This is a genomic window from Stenotrophomonas sp. a6 (genome assembly GCF_030913325.1).
GTDB classification, from domain to species: domain Bacteria; phylum Pseudomonadota; class Gammaproteobacteria; order Xanthomonadales; family Xanthomonadaceae; genus Stenotrophomonas; species Stenotrophomonas maltophilia.
The window spans coordinates 431,953-450,869 of sequence record NZ_CP133161.1 but is presented as its reverse complement, the minus strand read 5'-3'; the positions used below and the strand labels follow the sequence as shown (position 1 = coordinate 450,869).

23 protein-coding genes are annotated in these 18,917 nt (G+C 64.1%); 13 read left to right on the top strand and 10 right to left on the bottom strand.

Annotated elements, in window-relative coordinates; all coding sequences use genetic code 11:
- Positions 1-50: 50 nt before the first annotated feature.
- Positions 51-1,376 carry a GTP-binding protein gene (locus tag Q9Q79_RS02110; protein WP_012478997.1) on the bottom strand — a complete coding sequence of 442 codons (1,326 nt, stop codon included), beginning with the start codon at positions 1,374-1,376 and terminating at the stop codon, positions 51-53.
- A gap of 69 nt (positions 1,377-1,445) precedes the next feature.
- Here Q9Q79_RS02110 and Q9Q79_RS02105 point away from each other — a divergent pair, with 69 nt between their 5' ends.
- Positions 1,446-1,820, top strand: a complete 375-nt coding sequence (locus Q9Q79_RS02105) for a MerC domain-containing protein (protein ID WP_049418630.1) — start codon at positions 1,446-1,448, stop codon at positions 1,818-1,820.
- A gap of 76 nt (positions 1,821-1,896) precedes the next feature.
- Here Q9Q79_RS02105 and Q9Q79_RS02100 read toward each other — a convergent pair whose 3' ends face one another.
- On the bottom strand, positions 1,897-2,181 hold the full coding sequence (locus Q9Q79_RS02100; RefSeq protein WP_049417847.1) for a metal-sensing transcriptional repressor: 285 nt from the start codon (positions 2,179-2,181) through the stop codon (positions 1,897-1,899).
- Between the two features lie 50 nt (positions 2,182-2,231).
- Between Q9Q79_RS02100 and dmeF the strand changes: the two genes are divergently transcribed.
- Positions 2,232-3,197: a CDF family Co(II)/Ni(II) efflux transporter DmeF gene (gene dmeF, locus Q9Q79_RS02095; protein ID WP_049417849.1), complete on the top strand. Its 966-nt coding sequence runs from the start codon at positions 2,232-2,234 to the stop codon at positions 3,195-3,197.
- An 88-nt stretch (positions 3,198-3,285) separates the two neighbouring features.
- Here the strand turns inward: dmeF and Q9Q79_RS02090 are convergent, their stop codons facing one another.
- Entirely contained in the window at positions 3,286-3,570 is a 285-nt protein-coding gene (locus tag Q9Q79_RS02090) for a hypothetical protein (protein WP_012478993.1), read from the bottom strand.
- A gap of 90 nt (positions 3,571-3,660) precedes the next feature.
- On the opposite strand from Q9Q79_RS02090, the gene Q9Q79_RS02085 reads away from it, so the two are divergent.
- The 3 genes from Q9Q79_RS02085 to Q9Q79_RS02075 all read left to right on the top strand — a co-directional run bounded on the left by Q9Q79_RS02085 (position 3,661) and on the right by Q9Q79_RS02075 (position 5,438).
- Positions 3,661-4,077 carry a hypothetical protein gene (locus tag Q9Q79_RS02085; protein ID WP_012478992.1) on the top strand — a complete coding sequence of 139 codons (417 nt, stop codon included), beginning with the start codon at positions 3,661-3,663 and terminating at the stop codon, positions 4,075-4,077.
- A gap of 67 nt (positions 4,078-4,144) precedes the next feature.
- A complete protein-coding gene (locus Q9Q79_RS02080; protein ID WP_049417851.1) occupies positions 4,145-4,468 on the top strand; it encodes a hypothetical protein in 324 nt (107 codons plus the stop codon).
- A gap of 127 nt (positions 4,469-4,595) precedes the next feature.
- On the top strand, positions 4,596-5,438 hold the full coding sequence (locus tag Q9Q79_RS02075) for an MnmC family methyltransferase (RefSeq protein ID WP_201862339.1): 843 nt from the start codon (positions 4,596-4,598) through the stop codon (positions 5,436-5,438).
- Between the two features lie 3 nt (positions 5,439-5,441).
- Here Q9Q79_RS02075 and Q9Q79_RS02070 read toward each other — a convergent pair whose 3' ends face one another.
- On the bottom strand, positions 5,442-6,410 hold the full coding sequence (locus Q9Q79_RS02070) for a polysaccharide deacetylase family protein (RefSeq protein WP_076739370.1): 969 nt from the start codon (positions 6,408-6,410) through the stop codon (positions 5,442-5,444).
- A 96-nt stretch (positions 6,411-6,506) separates the two neighbouring features.
- Between Q9Q79_RS02070 and Q9Q79_RS02065 the strand changes: the two genes are divergently transcribed.
- Positions 6,507-7,649 (top strand): hypothetical protein, encoded by a 1,143-nt coding sequence (locus Q9Q79_RS02065; RefSeq protein ID WP_076739369.1) that lies wholly within the window; start codon positions 6,507-6,509, stop codon positions 7,647-7,649.
- Here Q9Q79_RS02065 and Q9Q79_RS02060 read toward each other — a convergent pair.
- Complete coding sequence (locus tag Q9Q79_RS02060; RefSeq protein ID WP_076739368.1) at positions 7,646-8,308, bottom strand: hypothetical protein; 663 nt, start codon at positions 8,306-8,308, stop codon at positions 7,646-7,648. The genes Q9Q79_RS02065 and Q9Q79_RS02060 overlap by 4 nt on opposite strands.
- Before the next feature lie 133 nt (positions 8,309-8,441).
- Between Q9Q79_RS02060 and Q9Q79_RS02055 the strand changes: the two genes are divergently transcribed.
- Complete coding sequence (locus Q9Q79_RS02055; RefSeq protein ID WP_076739367.1) at positions 8,442-9,122, top strand: hypothetical protein; 681 nt, start codon at positions 8,442-8,444, stop codon at positions 9,120-9,122.
- Positions 9,123-9,213: 91 nt separating this feature from the next.
- Here Q9Q79_RS02055 and Q9Q79_RS02050 read toward each other — a convergent pair whose 3' ends face one another.
- Positions 9,214-9,387 carry a hypothetical protein gene (locus tag Q9Q79_RS02050; RefSeq protein ID WP_005412082.1) on the bottom strand — a complete coding sequence of 58 codons (174 nt, stop codon included), beginning with the start codon at positions 9,385-9,387 and terminating at the stop codon, positions 9,214-9,216.
- A gap of 9 nt (positions 9,388-9,396) precedes the next feature.
- Positions 9,397-10,209: an alpha/beta hydrolase gene (locus Q9Q79_RS02045; RefSeq protein WP_076739366.1), complete on the bottom strand. Its 813-nt coding sequence runs from the start codon at positions 10,207-10,209 to the stop codon at positions 9,397-9,399.
- 221 nt (positions 10,210-10,430) lie between these two features.
- Here Q9Q79_RS02045 and Q9Q79_RS02040 point away from each other — a divergent pair, with 221 nt between their 5' ends.
- Complete coding sequence (locus tag Q9Q79_RS02040; protein ID WP_076739365.1) at positions 10,431-10,910, top strand: DUF4440 domain-containing protein; 480 nt, start codon at positions 10,431-10,433, stop codon at positions 10,908-10,910.
- Positions 10,911-10,986: 76 nt separating this feature from the next.
- Positions 10,987-11,379 carry an XVIPCD domain-containing protein gene (locus tag Q9Q79_RS02035; protein WP_099531127.1) on the top strand — a complete coding sequence of 131 codons (393 nt, stop codon included), beginning with the start codon at positions 10,987-10,989 and terminating at the stop codon, positions 11,377-11,379.
- Between the two features lie 66 nt (positions 11,380-11,445).
- On the opposite strand, the gene Q9Q79_RS02030 is transcribed toward Q9Q79_RS02035, so the two are convergent.
- From Q9Q79_RS02030 to Q9Q79_RS02020, 3 genes are all read right to left on the bottom strand, one after another.
- Positions 11,446-12,591, bottom strand: a complete 1,146-nt coding sequence (locus Q9Q79_RS02030; protein ID WP_076739363.1) for a YncE family protein — start codon at positions 12,589-12,591, stop codon at positions 11,446-11,448.
- Positions 12,592-12,751: 160 nt separating this feature from the next.
- On the bottom strand, positions 12,752-13,708 hold the full coding sequence (locus Q9Q79_RS02025; RefSeq protein ID WP_201862341.1) for a hypothetical protein: 957 nt from the start codon (positions 13,706-13,708) through the stop codon (positions 12,752-12,754).
- A 101-nt stretch (positions 13,709-13,809) separates the two neighbouring features.
- Positions 13,810-14,736: an XVIPCD domain-containing protein gene (locus tag Q9Q79_RS02020; RefSeq protein WP_076739817.1), complete on the bottom strand. Its 927-nt coding sequence runs from the start codon at positions 14,734-14,736 to the stop codon at positions 13,810-13,812.
- A gap of 214 nt (positions 14,737-14,950) precedes the next feature.
- Between Q9Q79_RS02020 and Q9Q79_RS02015 the strand changes: the two genes are divergently transcribed.
- From Q9Q79_RS02015 to Q9Q79_RS02000, 4 genes are all read left to right on the top strand, one after another.
- Entirely contained in the window at positions 14,951-15,820 is an 870-nt protein-coding gene (locus Q9Q79_RS02015; RefSeq protein ID WP_201862343.1) for a hypothetical protein, read from the top strand.
- Positions 15,821-15,841: 21 nt separating this feature from the next.
- Positions 15,842-17,167 carry an XVIPCD domain-containing protein gene (locus tag Q9Q79_RS02010; RefSeq protein WP_076739819.1) on the top strand — a complete coding sequence of 442 codons (1,326 nt, stop codon included), beginning with the start codon at positions 15,842-15,844 and terminating at the stop codon, positions 17,165-17,167.
- A 90-nt stretch (positions 17,168-17,257) separates the two neighbouring features.
- Complete coding sequence (locus tag Q9Q79_RS02005) at positions 17,258-17,473, top strand: hypothetical protein (RefSeq protein ID WP_099479136.1); 216 nt, start codon at positions 17,258-17,260, stop codon at positions 17,471-17,473.
- A 486-nt stretch (positions 17,474-17,959) separates the two neighbouring features.
- Positions 17,960-18,328: a hypothetical protein gene (locus tag Q9Q79_RS02000; RefSeq protein ID WP_071306540.1), complete on the top strand. Its 369-nt coding sequence runs from the start codon at positions 17,960-17,962 to the stop codon at positions 18,326-18,328.
- Positions 18,329-18,917: the final 589 nt, after the last annotated feature.

The following is an 18,917-nucleotide window of genomic DNA, read 5'->3' as shown; positions in this document are numbered from 1 at the left end:
GGGGGTAGTGCCGGCCGCTGGCCGGCAACCCATGGATCCTCAATGCACCGTCAACGCTTCCACACCGGGAACGCCTGCGGCAACTGCTGCCACAGCAATGGCCCCGCACGCAGCTCCTGGTCGTTGAGCAGACACGCATCCAGCTTCGAGCGCACCGCGCGCTCATCCATGTGCACGCCAATCACCACCAGTTCCTGGCGACGGTCGCCCCACAAGGGATGCCACAGCCGCTGCATCGCCGTGTGCGCTGCCGCATCCGGGAATTCTTCCGGCCCCGGCAGCGGCGCGCTCCAGCAGTCGGCCTGCTGCCGCGCCCATCCCAAGTCGCTGTAAGGCAGCGGCGTGGGCGGCAACAACGGCGCGGTGTCTTCCAGCCCGGCCCGCACGCGGTCACGTGCGGCGTACCAGAAGCCCGCCGCCTGCGTGCGCGTCGCAGCGCCCACGGTGTTCAGCTCACCCACCCAGTCCATGCGGTTGGCCAGCCAGAACCAGCCTTTGCTGCGGATCACGCCGGGCATGCCGGACTGCAGCGCGCGGGCGAAGCGCGCCGGGTGGAACGGACGTCGCGAGCGGTAGACGAAGCTGCCGATGCCGTACTCCTCGGTTTCCGGTGTGTGCTCGCCCCGCAGTTCCTTCACCCAGCCCGGCGCGCGTTGCGCACGCTCCATGTCGAAGCGACCGGTATCCAGCAGCTCGGCCAGCGGCACATCGCCGAAGCTGGACAGCAGCAGCTTCGCGTCGCGGTTCAGGCCACGCAACACGGCCAGCGTGTCCTGCAACGCTTCGTCATCCACCTGGTCCACCTTGCTGACCACTATCACGTCGGCGAACTCGACCTGCTCGCATAGCAGGTCAACCACGCCTCGATCATCCTCCGGGCCGGCCTGTTGGCCGCGCTCGGCCAGTCGCGACGTCGAGCCGAAGTCGGCAAGGAACGCGCTGCCGTCGACCACCGTCACCATCGTGTCCAGCCGCGCGATATCACTCAGGCTGAAGCCATGTTCGTCGCGCACCGCGAAGGTGGCCGCCACCGGCATCGGCTCGCCGATGCCCGTCGATTCGATCAGCAGATAGTCATAGCGGCCCGCATCGGCCAGGCGCCGCACTTCCTGCAGCAGGTCGTCGCGCAGCGTGCAGCAGATGCAGCCGTTGCTGAATTCCACCAGCGTCTCTTCAGTGCGGCGCAGCTCGGCGCCACCTTCGCGCACCAGCTGCGCATCGATGTTGACCTCGCTCATGTCGTTGACGATGACCGCCACGCGCAGGCCCTCGCGGTTGCGCAGGATCTGGTTGAGCAGGGTGGTCTTGCCGGCCCCGAGGAAGCCGGACAGCACGGTGACCGGAAGGCGACGGTCGGCGCGGGAAACAGTGTTCATGTCGGAGCGGGTTGGCTGCGGAACAGGAATGTTACTGTATAACACTTACTGCGCAAGGAACCTCCCCCGATGAAGTCGCCTTCTGCCGCCCTGCTTGATGCCGGCGCGGTCGCCCTGTCCAGCCTGTGCCTGCTGCACTGCCTGGCGCTGCCCCTGCTGGCCGCCGCGCTTCCCCTGTTCGGCACCTGGGCCGAGGCGGAATGGGTGCACCTGCTGTTCGTGACCATCGCCCTGCCACTGACCGGCTACGCGCTATGGCGCGCCGAGCGCCGTCACCCGCTGCCGGTGCTGGCCTGGGCCGCCGCTGGCGTCGGTCTGGGCCTGTTGCTGGCCGGCGCGCTTGCGCTGCCCTCACATGACTGGGAAACGCCGATGACCGTCACCGGCAGCCTGCTGCTGGCGGCGACACATATCTGGAATGCGCGGCACCGGCACGCGGGGTAATGGCGGCCGCTGGCCGGCAACTGCGTGAGCTTGGATGCAACCTGCAGTTGCCGGCCAGCGGCCGGCACTACCCTTGCTATTTGCCGTAGCGGCGCAGCAGCTCCACCAGCACCGCGGCCTCGTCTGCCCGCTGCTGCGGGTCGTCGGCACCCACCACGTGTTCCTGCAGGTGCTCGTGCAGCAGCTCCATCAGCAGGCTGTGGGCGGCACCGCGCACGGCGGCGACCTGCACCAGCACGTCCGCGCAGTCGCCGGCTTTACCCTCGGGCTGGTCCAGCGCCTGCTCCAACGCCGCCACCTGGCCGCCGATACGGCGTACCCGGGTCAACAGCTGCTTTCGATTCTTGTGTACATGGGCCATGGCGGGATCGTATACCCTATGGGGGTATCCTTCCACCCCATGGTCTGCCCATGCATCTGGACGCCCTCGCCGCCGCCCGTCGCCACGAACACCGCTTCGACGACGGCAATCCGCTGGCCGAACGCAATACCCGCCGCGCCCTGTGGCTCACCGTCGGCATGATGCTGGTGGAGATCGTCGGCGGCTGGTGGTTCAACTCCATGGCCGTGCTCGCCGACGGCTGGCACATGAGTTCGCACGCGCTGGCGCTGGGCCTGGCGGTGTTCGCGTACCGCTGCGCGCGCCGCTACGCGCACGACCCGCGCTTCGCCTTCGGCACCTGGAAGATCGAGATCCTGGCCGGTTACACCAGTGCCATCGCCCTGCTCGGCGTCGCCGCGCTGATGGCCGTGCAGTCACTGCAGCGGCTGTGGGTACCGGCGCCGATCCACTACAACGAAGCCATCGCCATCGCTGCGGTGGGCCTGGGCGTGAACCTGCTCTGCGCATGGTGGCTGCACGACAGCCCGAGCCACGCGCATCACCACCACGGGCATGACCATGGCCATCATCACGGGCATGACCACGATCACGGCCACGCGCACGGTCACGACCTCAACCTGCGCTCGGCCTACGTGCACGTGCTGGCCGACGCCGCCACCTCGGTGCTGGCCATCGTCGCCCTGCTCGGCGGCAAGCTGCTGGGCCTGACCTGGCTGGACCCGGTGATGGGCCTGGTCGGCGCCGTGCTGGTGACGGTGTGGGCGGTGGGCCTGCTGCGCGACAGTGGCCGCATCCTGCTCGACGCGCAGATGGACGCACCGGTGGTGGCCGAAGTGCGCGAAGTGATCGAACAGGGCCCGTGGCCGGCACGTTTGGCCGACCTGCACGTCTGGCAGGTCGGTCGCGGCAAGTACGCGGTCAGCGCCAGCGTGGTTACCAGCGACGCCAATCTGGATGCCGATACCGTGCGCAACGCGCTGGCGATCCATGAAGAGCTGGTGCACGTGACGGTGGAGATTCACCGCATCGTGTGATCCATACCGGGTAGTGCCGGCCGCTGGCCGGCAACCTCATGAGCTTCGGACCCAAACTGCAGTTGCCGGCCAGCGGCCGGCACTACCGCTAGAGCTTCAACATCATCCGCAGCAGGTACATCAGCAGCGGCAGCGCACTCAGCACCGCACCACCGATGCCGATCCACGGCCAGCGCTCGCCGCGCACGCGCGAGGCCACCGCCAGGCCGCAGCCCACCAGTGCCGCGCCCAGCACGCCCACGCCCAATCCCGCAGCCATGCCATTGCCGCCTGCGGCCACCGCGGCCTGCGCCGCCAATGTGCCGGCTCCCCAACCCACAGCGATCCCCAGCCAACTGGCCATGCCGCACCACGGTGCCTTCCCCTGCGCCATCCGAAAACCCCTTTGTTCTTGCCGAATTTCTGTACGGGCGACGCCCGAGTGCCGCCTACACTAGCCGCACCTGCCCTGTAGGGACATCCCATGCGCATGCTCCGCCTGCTGCTGCCCGGTGCTCTCCTGCTGCTCACCGCCTGCGGTGGTGATGCCGGGCTTCCTTTCAGCGCCGACCCGTTGCAGGGCTGCTTCGCCACCGGCGCGCGCAAACCGGCCGACTTCCGCATCGACAGGGAAGGCGGCCAGTACTTCGTCTCCTTCAGCCGCGGCGACCAGTGGCAGCGCGAGCCGAATGCCCTGCACAAGGCCACCCGCAGCGAGACCAGCCGCTACTTCCGCGATGACGCCGAGCAGATCGACAGCGCGTTGATCCGCATGGCGGGCGGCTTCGGCATCTTCCACTTCAACAAGGACGCGACGTTGAAGGGCAAGGCCAGCGATAGTGACTACATGGCGTTGATGCTGATCGGTGCTGGGCCGGTGTATGCGGTGAAGTGCCCGTAAGGCGCAATGATTCTGATGGCGGCTCAGGGCACTATGGGCGCATCCTGTCTTCTGAGGAGCGATGCCAATGCTGCTGTTTCTGCTGCTTGCGGTAAGCTCGCCGAAGACCCAGGGGGCCTATGACGAAGTCCGGCAGCTGCCCGATGGCCAGACCCTGATCATGCGCACCCTGGACTGGGATCTCGGTGATGGTCGCCACGAGCGCGTTACCGTGCATTGGCTGCTGCAGGAAGACGGCAGCCTGCGCTACGACTTTGATCGGCAGCCACCAGAAACCCAGGACGTCCATCGTCGGTCGTGCGCCCGTGTAGGCATGCAGCCGTCGCGTGGCGTCGGCATGCTCTCGGGGGAAGGGACCACACACGGCTACAGCTGCACCAGCCAGCGGTAGCGCCGAGCCCACGCTCGGCTCCTCCCGTCTACATCCACGCATGGCGTGGATCTACTGCAGCAGCCACACGTGGCCCCGGCAACAGCTGCGGTACCATGCCCTCCCCCGAACCGCCCCGGTACCCGCCGTGCCCCATTACACCGGCCCCCTGCTGACCCGCGACAGCGCCGATACCCTGCGCCGTGCCCATGACAAGGGCGCCGCCGACTGGCAGGGCTCGCTCGACCTCGGCCGCAGCGAGGACAGCGTGGTGCTGGATGCCGACGGCTTCCACTTCCGTGGCCAGCCCTACCCGTGGCCGGGCAAGCTGAGGGACCGCACGCTGTACTACTGGGACGGCGAGGACTTCGCACCGATTTCGCGCTACAGCGGTTCGCTGATCAAGCTGGTGCCGACCGAATGGGGCGCACCGACCTTCGAGATCGACGGCATCAAGATGCTGCCGACCTCCAAGCTGTCACCGTTCGAGGACGCGCGTCGCAAGGTGGAGCTGGTCGCCCCGGCCGGCAAGGTCATCCTCGATACCTGCGGTGGCCTGGGCTACTTCGCCGCCTGCGCGCTGGAGGCCGGCGTCGGCCAGATCCGTTCGTTCGAGAAGAATGCCGACGTGATGTGGCTGCGCACGCTCAACCCGTGGTCGCCGGATCCGGAATCGGCTGCGGCTGGTGGCCGCCTGCAATTCAGCCACGGCGATGTCTCGCAGCAGATCGAACAGGTGGCCAGCAACAGCGTCGACGCGATCCTGCACGACCCGCCGCGCTTCGGCATCGCCGGCGAACTGTACTCGCAGGTGTTCTACGACCACCTCGCCCGCGTCATCCGAAAGGGCGGGCGCCTGTTCCACTACACCGGCGCGCCGAACAAGCTGACCAGCGGCCGCGACGTGCCGCGTGAAGTGGCCAAGCGCCTGGAAAAGGCGGGGTTCAAGGCCGAACTGGCGCTTGACGGCGTGCTGGCCGTCAAGCGCTGAGCCTCATTCCGAGTCCACCTTCGCCAGCTTCATCACCCACTTCGGCACTTCCGGTTCACCGGCGTAGAAGTCCTTCGGTTTCTTCTCCGCCATTGCCCAGCGGTGCAGCCAGCTCGGGCCGTAGCGACCGCTGTAGCCTTCGGCGCCCCGCGCATAGCCCGGGTCACGCATCGCTTCGTCCAGCGAAATGAAGCGATAGCCGCGGCGCTTCGTCGCCGCCACCAGTTCGGCAAACGTGGCTGCATTGAGTTCATTCGCGTGCATCAGCCAGACCTGCGGCAGCGCGTAGCCCAGCAGCGCCTGCGACTGCTTCTCGTAGTAGTCCAGCTTGTTCAGCATGTACGGCACATAGCCCTTGCGCAGCTGCGCCAGCGTCGCCTCGCGCGCCGGGGAATCCGGCTGCTCGTTCATCACGTTGGCATAGGCGAACGCCCACACCCACTCGCCGTTGTCGACCGTCACCGGTGCCACGCGGTAGCCATGCTGCTTGAAGAACACGTCCATCTGCGCGCGTTCTTCCGGCGTGCGCCCGGCACGCAGATAGGGGTGACGCATCCACTGAGGCTTGAGCCCGCGCTCGGCCAGCAACGGCCGCAGCACCGCCTCGCCACGCAGGAAATCCTGCTGGAACGCAGGCACGCCCTTGGCGTTCAGGTCCATGTGCGAGTAGGTGTGGTTGCCCAGCACATAACCGGCGTCCAGCCAGTCGCGCAGCATCTGCATCCGCGCCGGCTGCACCTGCCCGTCGATCTCAAGCTTGTTCTCGTTGACGAAGCCAACTACCGGCACACCCGCCTGGTGCAGCTGCGCCATCAGCGCTTCGTGCCGCGCCTGAAGATCCGGCGGAACGATCTCGTCCACCCGCGCCCAGGGCAGGTCGTCGATGGTCACCGCAATCCGGCGGTCCACCTCGGCGGCGTGTACCGCCAGCGAACAGAGCAGTAGCGGTACAGCGCGCAGCAACCAACGCATTGGCTTCTCCTCACCTAAACTGTAGGGATTACCCTGATTCCCGTGACAGGCTGTTTGGACGACGATTCATGCTCAGCCAACCAGACCAGGGTTTTCATGGACAAAACAAGCAGAACAAACGAATCTTCCTGGCAGACTGACCTAAAGGAAATCGCGGCTACAATCCGCGAGAATACGTCGTTCTTTGTCGGAGGCATTGTATTTCTCTGCGGCGCATCCATCGCGAACTTCTGCATGCAGGAACGAATTGCCATCAATGTCCTTTCCTCTGACTTCGTAGCATTCATACCGCTCTTCTTTGCAATCATCATTGTGCTGATTGCCGTGATCGGCGCATTCCTTGGCTACATCTGCACATTGGTAATGGAAGGCGCTGCCAAGAGCAAGAGAGGCCGGCTCATGGCCGTCGCCATCATTCCGGACCGCGGCTCTTTCTTTCGAAGGCCAGTTCAGAATTTCGTGAAAAGTAACTCGCCCCAATGGCTTCTTCTCCTCTGGTCGCCAGGGCTGCTCTTCACCGCCGCGGCCACAGGGATGCTCCTTTTCAATACAGATGATACGGCGTCCGTAATCATCATGATCCTATGGGCGCTCACCAGTCTTTCGGTACTAACGCTGTGTGTCCGACTGATACGCCGACCTCACCGGCATCGCTTCAAGCATTCCTCAATCCTCTCAAATCTTCCTTCGGGCATCCTGCAAGTTCTCGCCATGTTTCTGGTTGCTTTTGTAGCCGCCAATGCCGCTGATGGAGCTGGGTACGGCACAGTCATGGTTCTCCTGACTATTGCCCTGAGTACGTTGCTTGTTGCGCTTCTGCAATTCGCTACCGTTCTGGCAATCGTGCGCAGCAGCCACTTTGGTGTAGTCAGGCAAGCATTCTGGGGAGGACTACTGACGGTCTCACTGGCGTGCATCTTTCCCACTACGTCCGCCCCCATCACACGCGCAATCCTGAGCATGGGCAGCACTGGAACAGCGGGATGTGTTCGCCTTGCGATCGATGCTCAGGCCAAGCCAATGGCATCGCTAATTGACCGAACGCTACAGCGCGACGCGCCCGTCGTCTGGACGAAACCCTTGGGTCGGGTCATTCCATTCGGTGAATCACTGCAGTTGAAGCTTGCGGGAAAGTCCTCTCCTGTCTATATGCTCGATCGGAAGGATCTGCGCCAGAGCCTGTCGTGCAGAGAGGCCGATGAAATGATCAAAGCGGATGCCAGGCATTCCAGGCCTTAGCATTCTCCTGACGTAGCCCGAGACCTGGCCCTCACGATCGCCCGCCACAGCATGAATCCTGCAGCCATTGCCACCAGCATCAACGCGACCAGCACCAGGGCAAGGTCATCGGGATTGCGCAGCAGCGGCGCATGCTCATGGGTGAGGATCTCGAACACCACCTGCTGCGCCTGTGCCAGCGGCAGCCGGCCCTGCTCGCCCAGTTCAACCAAGCATGCGGCCGGAGACAGCTTGGCCACGCTGGTCCATGCCATGTCGTACAGATGCAATGCCCTGAGGGCCAGCGCCAGGATCGCGGCGTGCAGGGCCATCACCCCCAAATTGGCGCGTCGCAGGCGTTCGGACAGACGCCCCAGGCGGTAGACGCTGATCGACATCGCGCCCAGCAACGCCAGTACCACGCCCGCCATCGGAATCCACTGCAACGGTTGCCATGGTGCAAGCGCAGCGGACCGCGCCAGCAGCTGTTCTGCGACCTGCATGCGCGCGACAGGATCGGGCCCACCACATGCGTCATCCACCGGCTCCAGCAGCAATCCCACGCGGTAGTGGAAGAAGCCGGCTGCAAGGGCTACCGCCAGCAGCGCCACCACCTGCAGTGCCAGCAGAATCGGGCCAGGACCACAGATACGACAGAAGCGGGCAGCAGCAGAGACCATCGGTTCATCCGTGACAACAAAGGACCATCCTAACCAAGCGCCCTGTGCTTGTCGGCTGGCGGATACGACAACCGCCGCGTGGTCCCGGTAGGATGTGGATGAGCATGGATGGTCGCATGTAGAGGTGTTGTGGATGGTCACGCTGTATCTGTGGGTGCGAACGCTGCTTCCGCTGCTGGCGTTCGTGATCGCGTGGATGCTGCTGTCGCGCCTGATCACGGCCCGCGTGGCGCGCCTTCCACGGGTGCCCTTGAACCTGCCCGAGCACAGCAGCAGCCCGCGCAGGAAGGACCGGCGCATCTACGCGCGCAAGCTGCGGCGCAGACCGGGCCTGCGCACCGCAACGCGCCCGGCCACCGCGCCGCGCAGCTGGAACCTCGCGGCGGTGTTCGTTTCGTTCTCTGCGTTGATTGCCGCCGTGCTGGTCATGCCGGATGGCGCGCGCTTCCAGGTGCTGGTCGAGAGCCTTACGGGCTACCCGGCCACGATTGCTGAAGTACATGTTCCCGCTGCCGGTCAGCCCCTCGTGCTGCAGGCGTGGCAGCCCGCACTTGCGCAGCTGTCACGGCCGGTAACAATGCGCTACCCGATCGGGCGCACCGGCGGCCAGCATGACGCGCACGCCACGCTACCGGTACAGGTGAGGCATCAGAGTGATCGGCTGCAGGTGGCTACGGCCGCGCCGGTGGATTCCGAGCTGCTGCGTGCAGAGCTTGCGCGCTTGGCGGGGCTGCCGACGGGTGCAATCACCGTCCGCCAGAGCGAGATCTCACCATGGCTGGAACCCGGCTGGACGCCGCTGGACGGCATGTAGATGCCGGGCCAGGCCAGGCTGCTATTGCAGTAGATCCACGCCATGCGTGGATGGGCACCGTGCGGGGTCGAGCACGGCTCGACTCTACAGATCAGGACCCGCGCGGCAGCTTCGCGGCCCACATGTTGTCCACCAGATTCGGATAACGCCGGCCATTCTCTTCCGCCCGCTGCCGCGCCGCCTCTTTCTGTGCAGGCGACAGCGGCTGCGAGGTCTGGCCCTTGGGATTGGGCTTCTTCCACGGGGGTGTCTTGGTCTGGCGCATGGCTGCAGCTTACCGCTTCAGGAAGTTCAGCAGTGCCAGATTGAAGTGGTCCGCATGGCTGGTATTGCACCCATGTGGTGCGCCTTCCAGGATCACCACTTCGCTGCCCGGAATGGCCCGGTGCGTGCGCTGGCCAGAACCTTCAAACGGCACGATGGCGTCGCTGTCGCCGTGCAGGATCAGGGTTGGCACCGTGATCTTCTTCAGATCGTCGCGGAAGTCGGTAGTCGCGAACGCGTGCATGCAACCCAGCGCCGCCGTCTGGTCGGATTGATGGCACAGCGCGATGGCCGCCTGACGCGTCTCTTCGGTCACCATCAGCTGGCCATTGGCGCTGAAGAAATCGCGGGTGAAGCCATCGAAGAACGCCTCGCGATCTTTCTCCAGACCACTGCGCATTTCGTCAGCCTTGTCCTCGGTCAGCGGGCCTTCCGGGTTGTCGTCGCTGCGTAGCAGGAACGGCGGCACCGCTGCTGCAAACACCACGCTGTGCAGGCGCTCCTGCCCGTGATTGGCCACATACCGCGCCACCTCGCCGCCGCCCATCGAGAAGCCGACCAAGGTGACGTCGCGCAGGTCACGCTCCTCGATCACCCCGGCCAGATCCGCCGCCAGTGTGTCGTAGTCGTAACCTTCTGCCGGCTTGTCAGAACGGCCGAAGCCACGCCGGTCGTAGCTGATCACCCGGTGCTGCGCGTCGCGCAGGATCGACACCTGCGTCTTCCAGGCATCGGCGGACAGCGGCCAACCGTGAATCAGAATGACCGGGCGGCCGTCGCCACCGGTGTCTTCAACGTGCAGGCGGACGCGGGAAGCAGGCATGGGAGCTCCTGTGGAAGGGGAGGATTTCAGGCTATGGGCCGGCCCCTATCGCGGCCGTGATGGAATCGCCGGTCGCCATGACACCACCTGCACAGGGCACGCCACCCGGCCAATCCATGGATGCGGGCATTCACTCCCTGGAAATCCCGTTTCGTCGCAGGGCCGCTGCGGCCCTCGGAGCGCCGTGCGAGCCTGCATGAATCCCGCCCTGGAGCCTCGCCATGCTGCTGCTCACCCTGCCCCTGCTGGCCGCCGGCCTCGCCGCCGCACCCGCGCCCTCCGATGACCTGCGCGAGCAGATCCGCCAGGCCGACGCGCAGCTGTTCGCCGCCGCGTTCGACGACTGCGATGCCGACAAGGCCGCAGCCATGACCACTGAAGACATGGAGTTCTTCCATGACAAGGCGGGCAAGTCCGCCAGCAAGCGCGACGACTTCCGCCGCAGCGTGGCCGCCCTATGCGAGAGCACGCGCGTCAACCACACCCACCTGCGCCGCGAGCTGGTGGAAAGCTCGCTGCAGGTGTTTCCGCTGCACGACGATCGCGCCCTGGAGATCGGCGACCACCGCTTCCACGAGCGCGATGCAAAAGGTGTCGAGCGCTGGACCGGCCAGGCCCGTTTCATCCAGGTCTGGCGCCGCGTGGACGGGCGCTGGCTGGCCGAGCGGGTGATCAGCTACGACCATCGGCCGGCGGACTGATCGCCGCGATGCGGTGGTTCACGGACCGGTTCTATACTGCCCAGGTCCATCACGACCTACCGCTGCAGATCGCCCCATGGCAGAGATCACCCCCAACCATCCCGAGTACGGCCTCAACCAGCAGATCCGTCAGGGCGTGGCTGCCCTGGACGCGCAGCATGGCCGTCCGTTCGACCAGACCAGCGAGCGTCTGACCGCCAGCCTGACCGTGCTGGCCCGCGAGCAGGGCCTGCAGCAGGTCGACCACGTGCTGGTCAGCAACGCCACGGCCAACCAGCCGGCGGGACAAAACATCTTCGTGGTACAGGGCGACCCGGCCAATCCGGCGCACCTGCGCGCGATGATGCCGACGGCTGTGGCGGCGCAGACGCCGGTGGATCAATCGATGCAGAAGCTGGGGCTGGGTGTGCAGCCGCAGGTCGAAACCCAAGCGCAGGAAATGCAGAATCCCGCGCCGCGGATGGGATAAACGCTGCAGCTTGAAAAGGGGGCAGCGCATCGCGCCCTGCCCCCGCGTCTACAGCATGGGCACCGCTTACAGCTGAATTCGCGCCACGCTCTCGTCAGCGCCCTTGTCATCCTTCTCGCCGTTCTTGATGCTCACGAACAACACGTTGTTCTTCGCATCCAGCGCCAAGCTGTTCGGGTGGGTCGGCACCTTGTAGGTCGCCACCTTCTGGTAGCTGTCACTGTTGTACGCGGTCACCGTACCGGCTTCGCGGTTGGTCACGTACAGGCGCTTGCGCGGTGCATCCAGCAGGATGCCCAGCGGGCCGGCATCGGTCGGGATGCTGGCCAGTTCCTTGCCGGTACTGCGGTCCAGCACCAGCACGCGCTGGCCCGGATGCTTGCTGACCAGGCCGCTGCTCTTGGCCTGGTAGCCACGCAGGAATTCCGAGCCCTGGTCGGTCACGAACAGGCGCTTGCCGGCCGGGTCCAGCACGATGTTCATCGGCTGCTCGGCGGCGATCCTGTGCTGCGCCACCACCTTGTTCGACTCGGTGCCCACCACCACCAGGTCGGCCAGCAGGTTGCTGGTGTAGACGCGCTTGTTGGCCGCATCCAGCGCCAGGCCCGGTGCCTTGGCATTGCCCAGGCCATCAATGGTGTTGATCACCTTCAGCGTGGTGGTATCGATCACGAACAGCACGCTGCTCACGTCCGGCTGGCTGCTGTGGCCGGTCACGTACAGGCGGTTGGCCGCGCTGTCGACCACCAGCTCGCGCAGGTCGTGGGTGTAGGCGGCCTTGCCATCCTTGCCGGTCTTCTTCTCCATCAACTGGATGGTGCCGACGGCCTTGTTCTGCGCGGTGTCGACCACGGTCACCGACAGGTCCACGGTGTTGCCCACGTACAGGCGGTCGTGGGCGTCATCCAGCACCACGCCGAACGCCTTGCGCTCCAGCGGGATGCGGGTTTCCACAGCCAGCGTGGACGGGTTCAGGCGCAGCACCTGGGCCGGGCCGGCGTCATCGCCGAAACCGCCGGAGGAGGCCACGAACACGGCGTTCTGCTTCGGGCTGTAGGCCAGCTCGTACAGGCCCTTGGCCACGGCCTGGCGCTGTACGGCGGCGGTGGCGCTGGCGGCGGGTGCGTTGTCGGCGAATGCGAAGGGCACGCCGAGGCTGAGCGAAACGGCAACGGCCAGGGCGGCCGAGCGGAAGAGAGGATTACGGAACATGCGAGCGTCCTTGAATGGGCACGGGAAGGTGTCCTGGCTCGCTGGGCCGTACTGCGACGGCCCGCCCCGCATCTGTCTGCGCGGGGTGGGCTGGCTGGGGTTGCGGGGGAATGGTAGCAGGTGGGGGGCACTACCGGTGACAGGCCTGCGTTCCTTGAGATCAACTCAGATCATGGTACTCGACTTCAAATTCCCATACTGTCGTCGACAAATCCGAGTTTCTGTAAGAGGCCGACACCTCCCTTTCGCTCATTTTCGCGACAAGGTCTGCGACGAGACCTTGCTTGCTCGAGGTCGAAATATTAATTCTAGATGAGAGTGCATTCGCCTCCAACCGACTGAATGCCATATTTTCCAACTCAGTATCAGATTGAACCCAATCTCTCAGCTCCTCTGGGACAAATGGGGACTTGGAAGGCCGTCCGTAGGTGGTGCTGCGAGATTCTGAAACGTTCCCGCTCTTATCAACCTTAAAGTTAATACCCACAGTAGCACCGATCTCCTCAATCGGGACTCTCCCAGCGAAGATCGACTTCGCTTGTTTGGTCCTGACATGCCTCAAGGTGACGCTCTTTGCCCCAAGCGCGGCCGCCAGCTTCTGGAAGGCAGCGTGCTTCTCTGCTATGAACTTTGTGGAGAACTCGACGGCAAGAATGTACTGGTCTTTTCGAACAGGGTGCTGAATGTAGAACTCGCCATTCGTAGGGATATGCGATTTCTCGAACTTGAATAGCCTTAACGCGTCTGCTGCTTCAACGCGCACCGCTGGCACTGACATACCGAGCGCCGAATTCATGCGCTCAAGCAGTACGACGTCAGAAACACTTGCCAGCTCGTTCGAGCAACGCTCGATGTAGGAATTCTCACCAGCCTCAATCGCAGGGCCAGCCAAATAACTGGCCAGGGGATTTCCCAAGTAGCTCATCCATCCAGTCGCGTTCAAACCAAGTCCGGATCGGGTCGCGTTTCCGGCTGCGGCCATCCAGCCCTCTCTCTCGCTGTTCCCGGTCAAGCCTGCCCAGAATGGATGCATCTCGGCCTTCAGCATTTTCTTTTCAAGGGTCTGCCGATCCGCAATAAGCAAGATCCACGGCGTCCCGCTTTCTCTACTGTCCATGAGACCCCCTATTCAACTCTGACAATTATGACCGCCCAGCCCCACCATAGCGAGGCCGGAGAGGCCCTGCACAAAACAGTCGCGGGAATTGTCTTTCGCCCCTATTGCTTCTTCAACCGCAGCGAATCGGCCACATCCGTCTTGGCCGCCACTTCAGTGGCAATGCTGGCCCGGCGGTGCCCCGGGTCGTTGCGGTCGCCCTGCACGATGAAGATGCTCTCCGCCGCATGGCTGCTCTTGGTCGGCTGGCTGAGCAGCACGTGGTCCACGCGCGAGAGATTGTTCTGCTTGGCCAGCACCAGCAGGCTGGCACTGATGCGCTGGCTGGCGGCATCGAAGGGGCGCCCGTGCGCGGCATCCAGTTCGGCCACTTTCTGGATCAGCTGCGAGAACAGGCGATGGTCTGGATGCGAGGGGTCCAGCAGCGTGCCGGCCACTTCAATCGGCGTCGGTGGCGGCTCATCGCTGGCGCGGTCGCCCTGGCGATGATGTTCGGCCTCGCGCTCGGGCATCGCGTGATGGGTTTCGGCATTCAGGTCGCTGCCCGGGAACGGCGCGGCAATGCACTGGATTTCCGGCAGGTTGAACAGCACCGCGAACTCGCCCAGGTTGCTGCCGCCATCCAGCGGTGCCGGCAGCGGATGCAGGCCCGCGTAATGCAGCGCTGCCCATACGAAATCGCTGCAACGGTTGATGGTGGCCGGGCGATCCACATCGAATTCGAACTCGGCCGGTTCCTCGGCGAAATCACGCAGGCAGCCGTAATGCTCCTCAGTGATTTCCAGGGTGCGGCTGTAGTACGGGTCCAGATGTTCGTCGGCATCATCGTGGCGCACCTGCGCGTACTGCACGCCGGTGGGGGCTTCGCCCGGCGCGTGGCGCGGTGGCGCGAAGCCGTAGCTGTGGGCCTCGTCGCCCGCGACCACCTGAAGGTACATATGGCCGCGCGGCGAGATGCCCCCGCTCTTCAGCGGGGTGCCGGGGGCGGCCAGGTACAGCGTTGCGGTGTAGCGTGTTGCCTGCTCCATGCCTGTTCAGCCTTGATGGGTGCTGCGGTCCTGGCCGGATGATGGCATAGGTGGTATGGGGGGCAGGTGGAGGAATAGAGGACGCCGATCGCGACTTGCCGAATATGTGAGCCAGCATGCAGTAATGACCCCGCGGTGGCCGCGGTCCCGGCTGCGACTGGAGCTTGCCATCCCACCGTTCTATAGTCGTTTCGATCATGCAAGGGAATCGCCCATGAGCAGAGCACCGGCTTGCCGGCTTGCCTCCTTCGCCCTGGTGGCCGTGCTGAGCACCACCGCCTGCGCGAAGGCCCCATCCACGGAAAAGGACCCGAACGGAACCCCCATGTCCGAAACCGCAACCAGCCCACGTACGGTGGGCGGACAGACCTACACAATGCAGCCGGTGGAAGCTCGGCTTGGCCCGCACCGCTTCACGTTCCCGGCCAACCTCTACTACAACCAGACGGGCCCCTTGGCCGATGGGGGCGTCATGCTCACTGTGTTCTGGCCTGATTTCGATGCAGCGCCTCCTGGTGATCGCCCGGTGCGCAGCACGCAGGACAGCCGGCGGCAGGTACTGGTCGAGCTTAGGTACATCGATCGCGTTCCCATCCAGAACTATCTGGCACGTCGGTCCAGCAGTGAGGCCACCAGCGCGCCGGGGTCGCTGGAGCGAAGAGACCCGGTAGAGAATCTTGCGCTACGCGTTGCACAACCCGAACGCTGGGGTTTGACGCCGTATGCGATCGACCCATCGTTGATGGAAGCCTATGCGAAGGAGTCAGAGGCTGCGCTGGGCAGGCCTTACGTGCACAACCCGGGGATGGAGCCAGACTGGTATGTGGCCCGCTCGGCGGAGGGGCAACTGACAACGTTCATCAGCTGCGACCCGGCAGATCGCATTCCTGACGGACTTGTAGCTCAGGGAAAGACACTTGAACGCGTCGGAGAAGGCCAGATCGCAATGTGCCGCCATTCCATCGTGGATGTGGGCGACAGCATCGCAATCGAGATGAACTATGCACGCGTAATTCTGAGCGACTGGCAGCGTCTGGAAACCAGCGTGCGTGATCTTCTGAGCCGCTATCGCGTTCAGCCGTAAACCGCATCTCAAGGATGAATCATGAGCGGACTTACCGATAAGGACATTCGTGTCCTGTCCTCCTACGCGAAGGAGGGAAATCGCGAGCTGTATTGGAACTATCTCGCGCAACTTCCCGACAATGATGGCTACGGCCTGCTGGCGTTGGGTGTTGTGCGCAACGACAGCCTCCCCGGCCGGGTGGCCAACAGCTTTGCAACCGCCGTTGCCGAGCAACAGGCCACGCTGTTCGGCAACGAGAAGAACGTCGCGTTCACCGAACGCAGGCAAGAGACCTTCGGCCAGGATCTGATCAGGAACGACCTTGCCGAGCGCAGAAGCTGGGTGGAGGCCGGCAGGCCCGATCTGGCACTTAACCTGCCCTACACGAGCACGCTCAAATCTCACGATGTTTCGTTCGAAAAGAACGACCTCAATGTGAACTGCTGGACGCCGCGCTTGCTGCTGGTGTCCACGGAGCACAAACGCGGTGAGCAGGCAGCCGAGAAGGTCTGGCAGAACATGCTGGACAACAGCGCTGCCGGAGCATTCCGTGCCGGCAAAACGGCGGTCAGCGTGCACCTGGATATGCCGCAGCCGGCCGGGCATTTCTACTTCGTTGAACTGAGCAAGTTCGAGGGCGCAGCGCTCCTGCAGCGCGACGCCGTCGATCCGAACGTGATTGGTACCAAGTTCGACTATCACAGCTACGACCCCAAGGACGGCAGCTGGAACCGCACGGTGGGCGTCCCCCCACTCGATAGAACAACCAAAGAGACCGATCCCGCCGAGATTTCCGTGTTGAATGAGACCCGCGAGGTTCGCTTGGAACGCGAGGTCAAGGCGAAGCAGTTTCATCCTGAAGATCCCTACAGAGAGATCGCCAAGAGCCCACGCGTGGTGTCTACGCAGGAACCCGAGCCTCTCTTTACGGAAGGACGCCGCATCGCGGCGATAGAGCCAGGCAGTCCGGACTACGCGCTCCATCAGCAGATTCGCCAGGGCGTCGCTGCACTGGACGAGAAGCACGGCCGCCCCTTCGACGCGACCAGTGAGAACCTCGTCGCCAGCCTGACAGTGAAGGCACGCGAGCAGGGTCTGGAACAGGTGGACCACGTGGTGCTGAGCAACGCCACGGCCAATCAGCCGGCGGGTCACACCATCTTTGTTGTACAAGGCGACCTATCTGACCCTGCCCACCTGCGTGCAGGAATGCCCACTGCCGTGGCTGCACAAACGCCGGTGGCTGAATCGCTGCAGCAACTGGCTGTGGTGGGCGATCAGCACGAGCTCGCCCGCCAGAATGAGCAGCAGGCGCTGGATGCACGTACGCAAGAACAGCAGAGCCACGCCATACGCATGGGCTGACCAACCGGCTGAGGCGACCTCCCACGGGGCCAGATGTCGCAGCCCCTGAGACCTCCCCAGGTCATCCTCCCGTGCTTCGGGAGGACGACTGTGACCAAGCTCGACCCCGCATGGCTGGAAGCCTTCGACAAGGAGCTTCTCTACCTGTTCGCCATCGACCATGGCGACGCCGGCATGGATGAGTACCTGCTGGGCTGCTACGCAGACCTGCCGCCACGCGAGGCGGCGCTGGCGTTCGGAAGCGACTACGACCTGGAGCGCGACGATGCGCTGTGGCCTCGGTCGGGCTTAGGAGTGCAAAGTTAAGCTGTGTCGCAATCGGCACGCCGCGCGTGTCAGCTCGGCGGGCTAGGTGTCGCTTTTGGGATCCTACACGGCTGCAAACCGTACTTTTTGAAGCGCATTCGGGCGGTAGCTTAACAACGGCCGAAACCACTGCACCGCAAGGGTTATGTCGCGCGTGCGCCATGCAACAATGCCGTAAGCGTCAGCATTTGCGGCCTCTGCGGCCTACGGTTTCTTGGCATCTCGCAGCCATGCGAGTACACCTTGGCATGCCACCTCACACAGGGTGGCACGGGCGTCGAAAACCCGGTCAACAACCATGTGTTTGCGCTTGTCAGCCGGCGTCACGTTCGTGTGACGCCGGCTGGCAATCCGTTCGCGGTCCATGGCGGGCGGTGCGTGGGGGTCTTCGGACCCGCCGGATTGGTTGTTGACCGGTTTTCGAGCCTCGCATCGTCCGCCACTTTTATCGGTGGCGCTGCTGTCTGTCCTGTACGGAGCATTGCCATGAACACATCGGACTTCCGTTCCCTGCACGCGCAGTACGATCCGGACAACGCCGAACCCGACCGCGAACGGTCCATCGATCCCAACGCCTTCGTCGCCACGTTGCATCGCATCGGCACTGGTGCGGCTGCGGACGGCCAGCCTTGGCCGGAGCGGCATCAACTGCCTGGGCGTTGCCTTCAGCTGGCGGATGCGGATTGCGCGTTGGCCGGGCTGCGCGTGGTGGCGGAGCTGATGCTGGCTGCGGAGCGCACGCGGCAGAACGGCGCGCCCGAGGAGTACCTGGGGGATCGGGTGATGGAAGGATTGAAGATGGCGTGTGTGGCGCTGACTGCACAGGTTGCTGAGCGGTTGCATGTGCGGGAGTAGAGCGCGCCTCGCTGCGCACATCGAATGCAATGCGCGGATCGTATGCACGGTCCGAAGCATTCTCCGCTGTCTGAGCCTTTAGCCTCCAACACTGGCCTCACTATGCCGAGCCGGACTTTGCTTGCCCTGACGACGGCAGCGCTATCGGGATTGATCATTGGAGGGACGTACGCGCCAGCCACCACAATGAGTCTTGAGAACTACCCAAGACTCACTGACTCGGAGTTTGCCCTGTTTCAGGCCGAAGCCGAGAGCTTCGCCGAAGCATTGGCTTGCCAAGGCGTCATCATCGGAAAGCATGATTCCAGTAGACGCTTCTTTGATATCAGCGTACGCGGCGATGCCGTTCTGTTCGTGGACAACTCTGGGCCGAGTCTTCTGATAGTCAATATGTCTACGGGCGCAAGCGATGCAATAGAGCTACAGCGCTGGAAAGATGGTTGGGGCTCACCAGATAGACGCAGGAGGAACTTGAGCGCACCTGAGAACAGCTGCTCTAGGTCTACGTCCCGATAGCCCGCCATCTGCACCCTCTCCTGGCGGCCAAACGCGTCAACCAATGACACAAGGAACCTGGTTCTGGCTAAAA